This window comes from Stutzerimonas stutzeri (genome assembly GCF_000219605.1).
In the GTDB taxonomy this organism is placed as follows: domain Bacteria; phylum Pseudomonadota; class Gammaproteobacteria; order Pseudomonadales; family Pseudomonadaceae; genus Stutzerimonas; species Stutzerimonas stutzeri.
This window is the reverse complement of sequence record NC_015740.1, coordinates 4106548-4121062: the sequence shown is the minus strand read 5'-3', so window position 1 is coordinate 4121062 and position 14515 is coordinate 4106548. Positions and strand designations below refer to the sequence as shown.

Here is a 14515-nt window from a genome sequence, read left to right as displayed (position 1 = left end):
TAATGACTCAGGCCCGCCAGCCGCCGGCAAGTTCACGAGTCAGCTGGCCGGCCGGGATCTCCCGGCAGCCGCTGACGTTCTGCCCGGCCCACAGCGGCGTACAGTGATCCAGGCCCTGCTTCTCGGTCTGGGCGCGCAGCGCGCCGATGGCGTTGCCGGCCAGCGGGAAGGGCGGCACCCCTTCGGGCTGCGGACCCAGCTCGCGCATGATGCGGTTGACGATGCCGCGTGCCGGGCGCCCGCTGAACAGGGTGGTCAGCGCGGTATGCACTGCCTGCGGGCTCTTCAGCGCGGCGCGATGCAGCGCATTGGTGCGGCTCTCCGGGCACAGCAGGTAGGCGGTGCCCAGTTGCACACCAGCGGCGCCCAGGGCCTGCGCTGCCGTCACGCCCTGGGCATCGGCGATGCCGCCGGCGGCGACCACCGGTACGTCCAGCGCGGCGACCAGTTGCGGCAGCAGGGCGAAGGTGCCGAGTTGGGTGGTCAGGTCCTCGCTGAGGAAGATGCCGCGGTGGCCGCCGGCCTCCAGACCCTGGGCGATCACCAGGTCGACGCCGTGCTGCTGCAACCAGAGGCCTTCGGCGACCGTTGTCGCGCTGGAGGCGATCTTCGCCCCGGTGGCGCGGGCGCGCTGCAACAGGTCGGGGCTAGGCAGGCCGAAGTGGAAGCTGACCAGTGCGGGCCTGTGCCGCTCCAGCACCGCGGCCATTGCCACGTCGAACGGCTGGCGGGTGGCGCCGGCCGGAATGTTGGCTGGGTCGACGTCGAATTCGGCGAACAACGGTGTGAGCATCCGGTGCCAGGCGTCGAAGGCCGTCGGGTCGGCGGCTGGCGTCTGGTGACAGAAGAAATTGACGTTGTAGGGTCGGTCGGTCAGCGCCTCGATGGCGGTCAGCTCGGCGTCCAGCGCCGCCGCATCGAGCATGCCGGCCGGGATCGAGCCCAGCCCGCCGGCCTTGCAGACCGCCGCGGCCAGCAGGTGATTCTGCGCACCGGCCATGGGTGCCTGGATGATCGGGTGCTCGATGCCGAAGAGATCGCGCAGGTCCATGGGGCAGCTCCGTTCAGTGGTCGTGGGGCGCCACTGTAGCCCGTGTCGGTGATTGGGGAAAACGACGCCGGTCATGCCGGGCCTGCGCTGGGCAGGGCCGACAGGTAAACTGCGCCGCTCTCCAGGAGGATCAGATGAACTACCGCCACGCCTTCCATGCCGGCAACCACGCCGATGTGCTCAAACACCTGGTGCTGAGCCGGATCTTCGCCCTGCTGTCGCGCAAGGAGGCCCCGTTCGCCTACCTCGACAGCCACGCCGGCGTCGGCCTCTACGACCTGGCGGGCGACCAGGCCAGCCGCACCGGCGAGTGGCTGCAGGGCATCGCCCGCATCTGGCAGGCCGAAACCCGCCCGGCGCTGCTAGACGACTACCTCGGCGTGATCCGCTCGCTCAACCCGGACGGCGCGCTGCGCTACTACCCGGGCTCGCCGGAACTGGCGCGGCAGCTGACCCGCGAGCAGGATCGGCTGCAGCTCAACGAGAAGCATCCCGAGGATGGCGCCCTGCTCAAGGACAACATGTCCGGCGACCGCCGCGTGGCGGTGCACCGGGGCGAGGGCTGGCATGTACCGCGGGCGCTGATGCCGACCCGCGAGAAGCGCGTGGTGCTGCTGATCGACCCGCCATTCGAACAGGCCGACGAACTGAGCCGATGCGTCACGGCGCTCAAGGAAGCGCTCGGCCGCATGCGCCAGACCATCGGCGTGATCTGGTACCCGATCAAGGACGAGCGCCAGCTCAAACGCTTTTATCAGGACCTCGCCCGCAGCGGCGCCCCGAAACTGCTGCGCGCCGAACTGTTCGTCCACCCCGCCGACGACGCCAGCCGCCTGGCCGGCTCGGGCCTGGCCATCGTCAACCCGCCGTGGGGGCTGGAGGATGAACTGCGAGAGCTGTTGCCCTGGTTGGCCGAGCAGTTGGCGCAGAGCCAGGGTGGCTGGCGGCTGGACTGGCTGATCGAAGAGGCCTGAAGAGGGCCTTCGCCCGTGTAGGCATTGGCCGGCTCGGTGGGCTTCAGCCGGCCAAAACCGGCTCGCCACTAGAACAGCCTGAGCGGCTCTTCCTGCAACGCCGACATCTGCTCGCGCAGGATCAGCACCTGGTCGCCCCAGTAGCGCTCGCTGCCGAACCAGGGAAAGCTCATGGGGAAGGCCGGGTCGTCCCAGCGTCGTGCCAGCCAGGCGCTGTAGTGCATCAGCCGCAGCGCGCGCAGGGCCTCGATCAGCGGCAGCTCGCGCGGGGCGAAATCGTGGAATTCGTTGTAGCCGTCCACCAGTTCGGCCAGCTGGCCGAGCCGCTCGTGTCGCTCGCCGGCGAGCATCATCCACAGATCCTGTACTGCCGGGCCCATGCGGCAGTCATCCAGGTCGACCAGATAGAAGGCGTCGTCGCGGGCGAGGATATTGCCCGGGTGACAATCGCCATGCAGGCGGATCGGGGTGAAGTTGGTGCTGGCGAAGACATCCTCGACCCGCTTGAGCAGGTCCCGCGCCACCGACTCGTACGCCGGCAGCAGGCTCCGCGGCACGAAGTCGCCTTCCAGCAACGTGCTCAGCGAATCATGGCCGAAGTTCTGCACGCCCAGCGTTTCGCGATGCTCGAACGGGCGGTTGGCGCCTACCGCATGCATGCGGCCCAGCAGCTGGCCGAGGCGATAGAGCTGGTCGAGATTGCCGGGCTCCGGTGCGCGGCCGCCGCGGCGCGGGAAGAGGGCGAAGCGAAAGCCGGCGTGCTCGAACAGCGTGCTGCCGTCGCGCTCGAGCGGTGCCACCACCGGCACCTCGTGCTCGGCCAGTTCCAGACTGAACTGGTGCTCCTCGAGGATCGCCGCGTCGCTCCAGCGACCCGGACGATAGAACTTGGCGATCAGCGGCGTTTCGTCTTCGATGCCCACCTGATAGACGCGGTTCTCGTAGCTGTTGAGCGCCAGCACGCGGGCATCGCTGAGGTAGCCGATGCTTTCCACGGCGTCGAGGACCAGGTCCGGCGTGAGTGTGTCGAAGGGATGGGACATGACCGGCTCCGCTGACTAGGTCGTCCAGTGTACGCCCTCCATCGGTCGGCGGCTTCATTCGCCTGGTTTCGGGGTGCGCGCCAGGCAATAGACATCGACCCGTTCGGCGCCGGCGCGCTTGAGCAGGCGCGCAAGGGCTTCGGCTGTCGCGCCGGTGGTCAGCACATCGTCGACCAGCGCCAGATGCCGGCCCTTGACGTCGGCACCGGTTGCGATGGCGAAGGCCTGACGCAGGTTGCGGCGGCGGGTGGCGGCGTCCAGCTGCTGCTGAGCCGGGGTGTCGAGCACACGTTCGAGCACGCGGGCGTCGGTGGCGATGCCCAGTGGGCGGCTCAGCCAGTCGGCGAGCATCTGCGCCTGGTTGAAACCGCGCTGGCGCAAGCGACGACGGGCCAAAGGCACCGGCAGCAGCAGGTCCGGCCGCGGCAGCCCCTCGGCGAAGGCATGCTCCAGATGATGTGCCAGGCGTTCGCCGAGCAGCCGGCCATAGGGCCAGCGTGCCTGGTGCTTGAAGCGGGTGATCAGCGCATCCACCGGGAAGGCGAAGCGCCAGGGCACTTCGACGTGATCGTAGCTGGGCGGTCGCTTCAGGCATTCGCCACAGACCAGGCCGCGGCTGGGCAGCGGGACCGCGCAGACCGTGCACCGACCGTCGAGCCACGGCAGATCCGCCTCGCAGGGGCTGCACAGCGGCTGACCCTCGCAGCGCTCGTCGCAGAGCAGGCAGTGGTGTTCAACAATTGACCAGTTGTAAACCATGATTCCGTTCCTGGTTGACAGCGTATCGGGCTTGGCTAACCATTCCGCATCCGTGTCAGGCCGCCGCGCCGCTATTAATTACAAGGAATGCCCATGAGCGCCACCTCCGCTTCCGTTACCCGCCACGACTGGTCTCTCGCCGAGGTCAAGGCGCTCTTCGAGCAACCCTTCAACGACCTGCTGTTCCAGGCGCAGACCGTGCATCGCCAGCACTTCGACCCCAATCGTGTTCAGGTTTCCACGCTGCTCTCGATCAAGACCGGTGCCTGCCCGGAAGACTGCAAGTACTGCCCGCAGTCCGGTCACTACAACACCGGTCTCGATAAAGAGAAACTGATGGAAGTGCAGAAGGTGCTGGAGGCCGCAGCCGAGGCCAAGGCCATCGGCTCCACCCGCTTCTGCATGGGCGCGGCCTGGAAGCATCCGTCAGCCAAGGACATGCCCTACGTGCTGAAGATGGTCGAGGGCGTCAAGGCCATGGGCCTGGAAACCTGCATGACCCTCGGCAAGCTGGATCAGGAGCAGACCCGCGCCCTGGCCGCTGCGGGCCTGGACTACTACAACCACAACCTGGATACCTCGCCGGAGTTCTACGGCAACATCATCACCACCCGCACCTACGCCGAGCGTCTGGAGACGCTGAGCTACGTGCGCGAGGCGGGGATGAAGATCTGCTCGGGCGGCATCCTCGGCATGGGTGAGTCGCTGGACGATCGCGCCGGCCTGCTGATCCAGCTGGCGAACCTGCCGGAGCACCCGGAGTCGGTGCCGATCAACATGCTGGTCAAGGTCAAGGGCACGCCGCTGGCCGAGGAACAGGACGTCGATCCGTTCGACTTCATCCGCATGCTCGCCGTGGCGCGGATCATGATGCCGAAATCCCATGTGCGTCTGTCGGCCGGGCGTGAACAGATGAACGAGCAGATGCAGGCCCTGGCCTTCTTCGCGGGTGCCAATTCGATCTTCTACGGCGAGAAGCTGCTGACCACCGCCAACCCGCAGGCGGACAGGGACATGCAGCTGTTCGCGCGTCTGGGCATCAAGCCGGAAGAACGTCAGGAGCACGCCGACGAGGTGCACCAGGCAGCCATCGAGCAGGCGCTGATCGAGCAGCGCGACAGCAAGCTGTTCTACAACGCCGCGGTCTGATCTTCTCGCCGGGGGGATGAGCGTCGCGTTCGTCCTCCCGGTGCCTGCTCTGGTTTCTTCGCAGTGACGGCCCGCTTGCGGTTGTTCACGGTCTCCGGTTCCTGCCATGACATTCGATCTCGCTTCCCGCCTCGCCGCCCGTCGTGCCGAGCACCTCTATCGCCGGCGTCCGCTGCTGCAGAGTCCGCAAGGGCCTGAGGTGACGGTCGACGGTGAACGCCTGCTGGCGTTCAGCTCCAACGACTACCTGGGCCTGGCCAACCATCCCGAGGTGATCGCGGCGCTGCAGCAGGGCGCCGCGACCTGGGGCGTGGGCGGCGGTGCCTCGCATCTGGTGATCGGTCACAGCACGCCGCATCACCAGTTGGAGGAGGCGCTTGCCGAGTTCGCCGGCCGGCCGCGTGCGCTGTTGTTCTCCACCGGCTACATGGCCAATCTGGCGGCGGTGACCGCGTTGGTCGGGCAGGGCGACACGGTGCTGGAAGATCGCCTCAATCACGCCTCCCTGCTCGATGCCGGTCTGCTCAGTGGTGCGCGCTTCTCTCGCTATTTGCATAACGACGCGAGCAGCCTCGCCAAGCGACTGCAGAAGGCCAGCGGCAACACCCTGGTGGTCACCGATGGCGTGTTCAGCATGGACGGCGACCTCGCCGACCTGCCGGCGCTCTGCGCCGAGGCGAAGCGACATGGCGCCTGGGTGATGGTCGACGATGCCCACGGCTTCGGCCCGCTGGGCGCCACCGGCGGCGGCATCGCCGAGCATTTCGGTCTCGGGATCGACGAGGTGCCGGTGTTGGTCGGCACCCTCGGCAAGGCCTTCGGTACCGCGGGTGCCTTCGTCGCCGGCAGCGAGGAACTGATCGAAACGCTGATCCAGTTCGCCCGTCCCTACATCTACACCACCAGCCAGCCGCCGGCGGTGGCCTGTGCCACACTGAAAAGCCTGGAGCTGCTGCGCAGCGAGGGCTGGCGCAGAGACCAGCTGAACCGACTGGTCGCGCGCTTTCGGGCCGGCGCGGCGCAGATCGGCCTGACGCTGATGGCCAGCCCGACGCCGATCCAGCCGGTGCTGGTGGGCAGCAGCGCGCGGGCGCTGAGGTTGTCGGCCTTGCTGCGCGAGCGCGGCATCCTGGTCGGCGCCATACGTCCGCCGACCGTTCCGGCCGGTAGCGCGCGGCTGCGGATTACCCTCACCGCGAGTCACAGCGATGCGCAGCTCGAGCGCCTGCTGGAGGCGCTGGCCGAGTGCTGGGCCCTGTTGCCCGAGGAGTGCGACGATGCGTGATCGACTGATTCTGCTGCCCGGCTGGGCCTTTGGCCCGGCGGCGCTGGAACCCCTGGCCGAACTGCTGCGCGAGCGTGAACCGCGGTTGCAGGTCGAGATCGCGTTGCTGCCAACGCAACCGCAATCCGGCGCCTGGCTTGACGAACTGGATGCGCGAGTGCCGCCTGACAGCTGGTTGGCCGGCTGGTCTCTGGGCGGCATGCTGGCCACGCAACTGGCCGCGCGTCGCGGCGACAGCTGCCCCGGCCTGATCACCATCTGCAGCAATCCCTGCTTTCGCAGTCGCGACGACTGGCCGACGGCCATGCAAGCGGAAGTGTTCGATGCCTTCGAGGAAGCCTTCCGCCTCGGCCCGGACGACACGCTCAAGCGCTTCAGTTTGCTCTGCAGTCGCGGCGCCTACGATCCACGCACCCTTGCCCGACAATTGCAGGTGAGCCTGCTGGATCAGCCGCAGGCGGTGTCGGCCGCGGGTCTGCGCCTGCTCGCCGAACTGGACGGGCGCGCGGCACTGCAGCGCTATGTCGGGCCGCAGCTGCACCTGTTCGCCGGCAGCGATGCGCTGGTACCGGCGGCCGCGGCCGAGGCGTTGCTGGCCTGCCTGCCGGATGTGGAGGTCGATGTGCTGGCCAATGCCAGCCATGGTTTGCCGCTGGAACGCGCGGAAGACGTGGCGACGGCCATGCTGGCCTTCATGGGTGAGGGCGAGGATGACTGACAGCACTGCCCTGTTGCCGGACAAGCGCCAGGTCGCCGCGTCCTTTTCCCGCGCGGCGGCCAGCTACGACAGCGTCGCGGCCCTGCAGCGGCAGGTCGGCAACCAGCTGCTGGCGCGGCTGCCCGCCGATCTGCAGGTCGCCAGCTGGCTCGATCTGGGTAGCGGCACCGGCTATTTCTCTCGCGTGCTGGGAAGCCGCTTCGTGCACGCCGAGGGTGTCGCACTGGATATCGCCGAAGGAATGCTGCGCCATGCCCGGCCGCAGGGAGGCGCGCGGTATTTCGTGGCTGGCGACGCCGAACGCCTGCCGCTGCGCGATGCTGGCCTGGACCTGATCTTTTCCAGCCTGGCCCTGCAGTGGTGCGAAGATTTCGCCAGCGTGCTCGGCGAGGCGCGACGGGTGCTTCGCCGAGGCGGCACCTTTGCCTTCAGCAGCCTGTGTGTGGGTACCCTGCAGGAGCTGCGTGACAGCTGGCAGGCGGTGGACGGTTTTACCCACGTCAACCGTTTTCGCACCCTGGACACCTACCAGCGACTCTGCCGGGACAGCGGTCTGCAACTGCTCGGCCTCGAGGTTCGCCCCGAGGTGCTGCATTTTGCCGATCTGCGGCAGCTGACCCACGAACTCAAGGCGCTCGGCGCGCACAACCTCAACCCCGGTCGACCGGGCGGGCTGACCGGTCGCGCACGCATCCGAGCGCTGGTCGACGCCTACGAGCGCTACCGCCAGGCCGAGGGGCTGCCCGCCACCTATCAGGTCGTCTACGGGATTCTGCGTAAGGAACCATGATGAGTCGCGCCTTCTTCATCGCCGGCACCGATACCGACGTCGGCAAAACCACCATCGCCGCCGGCCTTTTGCATGCCGCGCGCTCACAGGGGTTGTCCACCGCGGCGATCAAGCCGATCGCCTCTGGCTGCGAGCTGACCGACGCCGGCTTGCGCAACAGCGATGCGCTGGCGCTGCAGGCCGAATGCAGCCCGGCGCTGGAATACGCGGCGGTCAACCCGTTCGCCTTCGCGCCGGCGATCGCGCCGCATATCGCCGCTCGTGAAGCCGGTGTCGAGCTGAGTGCCGAACGCTTGGTTCAGGTGATACGTACGGTGTTAGCGCGGCAGGCCGATTTCACCCTGGTTGAAGGTGCGGGTGGCTGGCGCGTGCCGCTCAGCGCGCGGGAAAGTCTTTCGGCGGTTGCGCAGGCACTGGGTTTGCCGGTGATCCTGGTGGTTGGCGTGCGGCTGGGCTGCATCAATCACGCCGTGCTCAGTGCCGAGGCGATTGCCCGGGATGGGCTGGTACTGGCCGGCTGGGTGGCCAACATCGTCGATCCGGCAACCTCGCGTCTGGAGGAGAATCTGGCGACGCTGGCCGAGCTGCTGCCAGCACCGTGCCTCGGCCGTGTGCCACGCCTTGACCAGCCGAGCGCGCAGCAGGTCGCCCGCCATCTGTCGCTCGACGCCCTGCATCTGCCGAGCGGTCGAGGTTCCACGAACTAGCGCCTTGTCGGCGCAACCGGCATCTGCTTGAATGATGGCTACCTGATAGCGCTCGGAGCGAGCCATGCAGATCACCAACAGCCTCATGGGCGCCGGACTGAGCGCCTTCCAGAACGGTCAGCAGCGCGTCGAGCAGGCCGCATCCAGCATCGCCTCCGCCAGTGCGCCCGCGCTGGGCAATTCCCAGGCGGTCGCCGATCTCACCGAAGAGCTGATCCAGCTGAAGCTCGGCGAGCACACTGCCAAACTCGGCACCCGCATGATCCAGAGCGCCGACGAAGTGCTCGGTACGCTGATCGACACTCAGGCCTGATCGAGCTTCCCGCTCCCCATTCTCTTGCTGCGAGCGCGCCGCTTTGCCAGGCGCCTGTTCGGCTGTTTCCACGCTCGTTGTCTGGCTCGCCATCGCTTACGCCACCCCGACAAGTGATTGCAACAATGCATTTCCAGTAGACCCATCTGCCTTGCCTGGCGTCGAGGCCGGTGCGACTGTGCCCGTAATCTGGCCGATTCAGCCGATCGATGGCGACCCTTCCCCTGCTTGACATCGCTCAGGTCGAAACGTATGTTTCAAACGCCTGTTTGACCCGTCGGGCGTATCGTCCGACGGTCGGAATCGAATTCGAATGGCCGGACTTGCCGGTCAGCTGCAACAAGAACTCACCGCTGAGGTTTACGCTATGCCCGATTACAAGGCCCCCTTGCGCGATATCCGTTTCGTACGTGACGAGCTGCTCGGCTACGAGGCGCACTATCAGAGCCTCCCGGGATGTGAAGACGCCACCCCGGACATGGTCAATGCCATTCTCGATGAGGGCGCGAAGTTCTGTGAGCAGGTACTCGCTCCGCTGAACCGCGTCGGCGACATTGAAGGCTGTACCTGGAGCGAGTCGGGTGTGAAGACGCCGACCGGTTTCAAGGAAGCTTACGAGCAGTACGTGGCAGGCGGCTGGCCGAGCCTGGCCCATGACGTCGAGCACGGCGGTCAGGGTCTGCCCGAATCCCTCGGTCTGGCGATCAGCGAAATGATCGGTCAGGCCAACTGGTCTTGGGGCATGTACCCCGGCCTGTCCCACGGCTGCATGAACACCATCGCCACCCACGGTACCGACGATCAGAAGCACACCTACCTGACCAAGCTGGTATCCGGCCAGTGGACCGGCACGATGTGCCTGACCGAGCCGCACTGCGGTACCGATCTGGGCATGCTGCGCACCAAGGCCGAGCCCCAGGCCGACGGCAGCTACAAGCTGAACGGCACCAAGATCTTCATTTCCTCCGGTGAGCACGACATGGCCGAGAACATCGTCCATATCGTATTGGCTCGCCTGCCCGATGCTCCGGCTGGCACCAAGGGCATCTCCCTGTTCATCGTTCCCAAGTTCCTGCCCAACGCCGAAGGCGAGGCGGGCGAGCGCAACGGCGTGTCCTGCGGCTCCATCGAGCACAAGATGGGTATCCACGGCAACGCCACCTGCGTGATGAACTTCGACGGCGCCACTGGCTTCCTGATCGGCCCGCCGAACAAGGGCCTGAACGCGATGTTCACCTTCATGAACGCCGCGCGCCTTGGTACCGCGCTGCAGGGCCTGGCCCACGCCGAAGTGGCCTTCCAGGGCGGCATCAAGTACGCCCGCGAGCGCCTGCAGATGCGTGCGCTGAGCGGCCCCAAGGCGCCGGAAAAGCCAGCCGATCCGATCATCGTGCATCCGGACGTGCGTCGCATGCTGTTGACCATGAAGGCGTTCGCCGAGGGCAACCGCGCAATGGTTTACTTCACCGCCAAGCAGGTCGACATCGTCAAGAACAGCCAGGATGAAGAGCAGAAGAAGCAGGCCGACACGCTGCTGGCCTTCCTCACGCCGATCGCCAAGGCATTCATGACCGAAGTGGGCTTCGAAGCGGCCAACCACGGCGTGCAGATCTACGGTGGTCACGGCTTCATCGCCGAGTGGGGCATGGAGCAGAACGTGCGTGACGCGCGTATCTCCATGCTGTACGAGGGCACCACCGGCATCCAGGCGCTGGACCTGCTGGGCCGCAAGGTGCTGATGACCCAGGGTGAGGCACTGAAGTCCTTCACCAAGATCGTGCACAAGTTCTGCCAGAACCAGGAAGGCAACGAAGCCATCAAGGAATTCGTCACCCCCCTGGCCCAGCTGAACAAGGAGTGGGGTGAGCTGACCATGAAGATCGGCATGGCGGCGATGAAAGACCGCGAAATGGTCGGTGCGGCGTCCGTCGATTACTGCATGTATTCCGGTTACGCCTGCCTCGCCTATTTCTGGGCTGACATGGCTCGGGTTGCTGCCGAGAAGCTTGCTGAAGGCACTTCTGATGAGGCGTTCTACAAGGCCAAGTTGCAGACCGCGCGCTTCTACTTCCAGCGCATCCTGCCGCGTACCCGTATGCATGTGGACGCGATGCTGTCCGGCGCCGACAACCTGATGCAGATGGCCGAGGAAGATTTCGCCCTCGGCTACTGATCGGTTGTCGCTGAAGAAAGCCGCTGCATCCGCAGCGGCTTTTTTTTTGCGCCGTGCCATTGCCGGTTTGCCAAGCGGTTGCGGTTTCGCGACCTTTTGGCTGCACAACCGCGACCGTTAAGGCAAAATGCCAGCTTTTCTCGGCTGCGCCGGAATCCTCGTGTCGCGCTCCTACTCGCCTCGCTTCGGCCATTTCCTCGCACCGCTGGCATTGCTGCTAGGCGGTGAGGTGGTCGCACGCCAGTTGGCGCTGAACGTGTTCTTCACCTCGCTGTACAACGTGCTGCCGACGGTACTGTTGCTGCTCGGTGGGGCGCTGTGCGCGATGTACGGCCGCATCCGCGAGCTGTTCCTGCTGCTCTGCGTCTATATCGCCTATTTCCTGCTCGATACCCACGCGGACTACTATCGGGCCCATGGCCAATTGCTGGGCGACGCTGCGCTGACGTTCCATCTGTGCAGCCTGCTGCTGCCGCTGCTGTATGGGTTGTACGGGCTGTGGCGCGAGCGCAGTCATCTGGCGCAGGATGGGCTCGCCCGGGCGGCAGTGCTGTTTTCTGTGAGCGTCGTTGCAGTCGCGTTGGCGAAGCGGTTTCCAGACGCGCTGCATAGCTGGCTGGTGGTGATTCGCTGGCCTTCCCTGCAGACCGACTGGCTGCCACTCATCCAGCTGGCCTATCCGGCTTTCCTCATTGCGCTGACGCTGCTGGTAGTGCAGTACCTGCGGCAGCCCAGGCCTTCACATGCGGCGCAGATCGTCGCGCTGATCGCCTTGCTGCTGATGCTGCCCCAGACGTTCAGTCGCATCGCCGCACTGAATATCCTCAGCAGCCATGTGTTGCTCATGCTGGTCGTGGCCATCGCTCACGAAGCCTATCTCATGGCCTTTCGCGACGAGCTGACCGGTCTGCCGGGGCGGCGTGCGCTGAACGAGCGACTGCAGCGCCTCGGCCGGCAGTACGTGCTGGCCATGGCGGACGTGGATCATTTCAAGAGTTTCAACGATACCCATGGCCATGATGTCGGCGACCAGGTGCTGAAGATGGTGGCCAGCCGCCTACGCAAGGTCGGTGGTGGCGGGCGCGCCTATCGCTACGGTGGCGAGGAGTTCACTCTGGTGTTTCCGGGGCGTAGCGTCGAGCAGTGTCTGCCGCACCTGGAGGCTGTCCGCCAAGCGATTGAGGGGTACGCCCTGCAACTGCGTGACGCCAGCAAGCGACCCAAGGATGACCGCCAGGGACGTATGGCGCGTGGTCATTCGTCGACAGCGCAGGTGTCGGTGACCATCAGTATCGGGGTGGCCGAGCGGCAGAGCGACCAACGCAGCCCGGAGGAAGTCATCAAGGCTGCCGATCAGGCGCTGTATGGCGCCAAGAAGGCCGGACGCAATTGCGTTCGGGTGCATGGCAGCGGGCGCGGCGCAGTGCGTATGGCCGGCCATTCGCGTTAGGGCTGTAGCGGTTCGCTTATGACCGCATAAAACTATCTGGTCATAAAAAGACGCTTAATCCTGTCCTGGTTGTTCGGTTAGACTCGCTGGAAACGGCCCACAGTGGCTGCAACCCAGTGTCTTGCGAGGAACCTTGCCATGGCTGACTACCAAGCGCCGCTGCGCGACATGCGTTTTGTCCTGAATGAAGTCTTCGATGCGCCGAAGCTCTGGCAGGCGCTGCCAGCCCTGGCCGAGGTGGTCGACGCGGAAACCGCCGACGCGATCCTCGAAGAGGCCGGCAAGATCACCGCCAACAGCATCGCCCCGCTCAATCGCAGTGGTGACGAAGAGGGTTGCCGCTGGGACGGCGGTGCGGTGTCGACACCGGCCGGCTATCGCGAGGCCTATCAGCTGTACGCTGAAGGTGGCTGGGTGGGTGTCGGTGGTGACCCGGCATTCGGTGGCATGGGCATGCCCAAGGTCATCTCGGCGCAGGTGGAGGAGATGATGAACTCCGCCAGCCTGGCGTTCGGTCTGTATCCGATGCTGACGTCTGGCGCCTGCTTGTCGATCTACGCCCACGCCAGCGAAGAGCTCAAGCAGAAGTATTTGCCGAACATGTACGCCGGCGTCTGGTCCGGCTCCATGTGCCTGACCGAGCCGCATGCCGGTACCGATCTGGGCATCATCCGCACCAAGGCCGAGCCGCAGGCCGATGGCTCCTACAAGGTGAGCGGCACCAAGATCTTCATCACCGGCGGTGAGCACGACCTGACCGACAACATCATCCATCTGGTACTGGCCAAGCTGCCGGATGCACCGGCCGGTTCGCGCGGCATCTCCCTTTTCCTCGTGCCGAAGGTTCTGGTCAACGACGACGGCTCGCTGGGCGAGCGCAACTCGCTGTCCTGTGGATCGATCGAACACAAGATGGGTATCCAGGCGTCCGCGACGTGCGTGATGAACTTCGACGGCGCCACTGGCTGGATGGTCGGTGAAGCCAACAAGGGCCTGGCGGCGATGTTCACCATGATGAACTACGAGCGCCTCGGCGTCGGCATTCAGGGGCTGGCCACTGGCGAGCGTTCCTACCAGAGCGCCATCGAGTACGCTCGCGAGCGCATCCAGAGCCGTGCCCCGACCGGCCCGATTGCGCAGGACAAGGCTGCCGACCCGATCATCGTGCACCCCGATGTGCGGCGCATGCTGCTGACCATGAAGGCCTTGAACGAAGGTGGGCGAGCCTTCTCCAGCTACGTCGCGCTGCAGCTCGATATCGCCAAGTTCAGCGACGACGAAGCGGCACGGCAGCGGGCCGAGGCGCAGGTTGCGCTGCTGACGCCGGTGGCCAAGGCCTTCCTCACCGACATGGGATTGGAAACCACTGTGCACGGTCAGCAGGTGTTCGGCGGCCACGGCTTCATTCGCGAATGGGGCCAGGAGCAACTGGTGCGCGACTGCCGTATTACCCAGATCTACGAAGGCACCAACGGCATCCAGGCGCTGGACCTGGTCGGACGCAAGATTGTCGGCAGCGGCGGCACCATGTATCAGGCGTTCGTCGATGAGATCCGCGCGTTCGTCGCCAGTGCCGGTGCGGATCTGCGCGAGTTCACCGAGCCCCTCAAGGCTGCGCTGGACAATCTGGACGAGCTGACCGCCTGGGTGATCGATCAGGCCAAGACCAATCCGAACGAGATCGGCGCCGCTTCGGTCGAGTACCTGCACGTGTTCGGCTACACCGCGTACGCCTACATGTGGGCGCGCATGGCTGCGGTGGCACTGGCGAAGCAGGGCGAGGGCGATTTCTATCAGAGCAAGCTGGGCACGGCGCGTTTCTACTTTGCCCGGCTGTTGCCGCGCATCCACTCGCTTACGGCGTCAGTCAAGGCCGGCAGCGAGTCGCTCTACCTGCTGGATGCCGCGCAGTTTTGAGATCGAGCCGGCTTAATCTAAAGGCAATATGAAATTATTTGGCCATGACGCGGAACGATTAAGCCGGGCCTCAGGTCATAAAACTCGCGCAATGTAAGCCTGGACTTACAGCCCTGCATCATGGATGACGCGGTGTAGGAAAAGACTTACAAAGCGTGATGTAAAATGGCTACTACTGGCTCACAA

The 14515-nt window shown here is 65.5% G+C and carries 13 protein-coding genes; 10 read left to right on the top strand and 3 right to left on the bottom strand.

Annotation, left to right across the window (positions count from 1 at the left end):
• Nucleotides 1-7 precede the first annotated feature (7 nt).
• Nucleotides 8-1051 (bottom strand): NAD(P)H-dependent flavin oxidoreductase, encoded by a 1044-nt coding sequence (locus PSTAB_RS18975; protein ID WP_013984244.1) that lies wholly within the window; start codon nt 1049-1051, stop codon nt 8-10.
• A gap of 134 nt (nt 1052-1185) precedes the next feature.
• Here PSTAB_RS18975 and PSTAB_RS18970 point away from each other — a divergent pair, with 134 nt between their 5' ends.
• Complete coding sequence (locus PSTAB_RS18970; protein ID WP_011914877.1) at nt 1186-2025, top strand: 23S rRNA (adenine(2030)-N(6))-methyltransferase RlmJ; 840 nt, start codon at nt 1186-1188, stop codon at nt 2023-2025.
• 68 nt (nt 2026-2093) lie between these two features.
• Here the strand turns inward: PSTAB_RS18970 and PSTAB_RS18965 are convergent, their stop codons facing one another.
• Nucleotides 2094-3068 (bottom strand): serine/threonine protein kinase, encoded by a 975-nt coding sequence (locus tag PSTAB_RS18965; protein WP_013984243.1) that lies wholly within the window; start codon nt 3066-3068, stop codon nt 2094-2096.
• A 54-nt stretch (nt 3069-3122) separates the two neighbouring features.
• Nucleotides 3123-3827, bottom strand: coding sequence for a ComF family protein (locus PSTAB_RS18960; RefSeq protein ID WP_013984242.1), 705 nt, complete (start codon nt 3825-3827; stop codon nt 3123-3125).
• A 93-nt stretch (nt 3828-3920) separates the two neighbouring features.
• Here PSTAB_RS18960 and bioB point away from each other — a divergent pair, with 93 nt between their 5' ends.
• The 9 genes from bioB to PSTAB_RS18915 all read left to right on the top strand — a co-directional run bounded on the left by bioB (nt 3921) and on the right by PSTAB_RS18915 (nt 14329).
• On the top strand, nt 3921-4976 hold the full coding sequence (gene bioB, locus PSTAB_RS18955; protein ID WP_013984241.1) for a biotin synthase BioB: 1056 nt from the start codon (nt 3921-3923) through the stop codon (nt 4974-4976).
• Nucleotides 4977-5082: 106 nt separating this feature from the next.
• Nucleotides 5083-6261 carry an 8-amino-7-oxononanoate synthase gene (gene bioF / locus PSTAB_RS18950; protein ID WP_013984240.1) on the top strand — a complete coding sequence of 393 codons (1179 nt, stop codon included), beginning with the start codon at nt 5083-5085 and terminating at the stop codon, nt 6259-6261.
• Nucleotides 6254-6979: an alpha/beta fold hydrolase gene (locus tag PSTAB_RS18945; RefSeq protein WP_013984239.1), complete on the top strand. Its 726-nt coding sequence runs from the start codon at nt 6254-6256 to the stop codon at nt 6977-6979. Before bioF ends, PSTAB_RS18945 begins: the two co-directional genes overlap by 8 nt.
• Nucleotides 6972-7769 (top strand): malonyl-ACP O-methyltransferase BioC, encoded by a 798-nt coding sequence (bioC, locus tag PSTAB_RS18940; protein ID WP_013984238.1) that lies wholly within the window; start codon nt 6972-6974, stop codon nt 7767-7769. Before PSTAB_RS18945 ends, bioC begins: the two co-directional genes overlap by 8 nt.
• Nucleotides 7769-8476, top strand: coding sequence for a dethiobiotin synthase (gene bioD, locus PSTAB_RS18935; protein ID WP_013984237.1), 708 nt, complete (start codon nt 7769-7771; stop codon nt 8474-8476). The genes bioC and bioD overlap by 1 nt, the downstream gene beginning before the upstream one ends.
• A gap of 64 nt (nt 8477-8540) precedes the next feature.
• Nucleotides 8541-8789: a hypothetical protein gene (locus tag PSTAB_RS18930; protein WP_011914869.1), complete on the top strand. Its 249-nt coding sequence runs from the start codon at nt 8541-8543 to the stop codon at nt 8787-8789.
• Between the two features lie 367 nt (nt 8790-9156).
• A complete protein-coding gene (locus PSTAB_RS18925; RefSeq protein WP_041772010.1) occupies nt 9157-10962 on the top strand; it encodes a phenylacyl-CoA dehydrogenase in 1806 nt (601 codons plus the stop codon).
• 160 nt (nt 10963-11122) lie between these two features.
• On the top strand, nt 11123-12412 hold the full coding sequence (locus tag PSTAB_RS18920; RefSeq protein WP_041771876.1) for a GGDEF domain-containing protein: 1290 nt from the start codon (nt 11123-11125) through the stop codon (nt 12410-12412).
• A 138-nt stretch (nt 12413-12550) separates the two neighbouring features.
• Nucleotides 12551-14329 (top strand): acyl-CoA dehydrogenase C-terminal domain-containing protein, encoded by a 1779-nt coding sequence (locus tag PSTAB_RS18915; protein WP_013984233.1) that lies wholly within the window; start codon nt 12551-12553, stop codon nt 14327-14329.
• Nucleotides 14330-14515 lie beyond the last annotated feature (186 nt).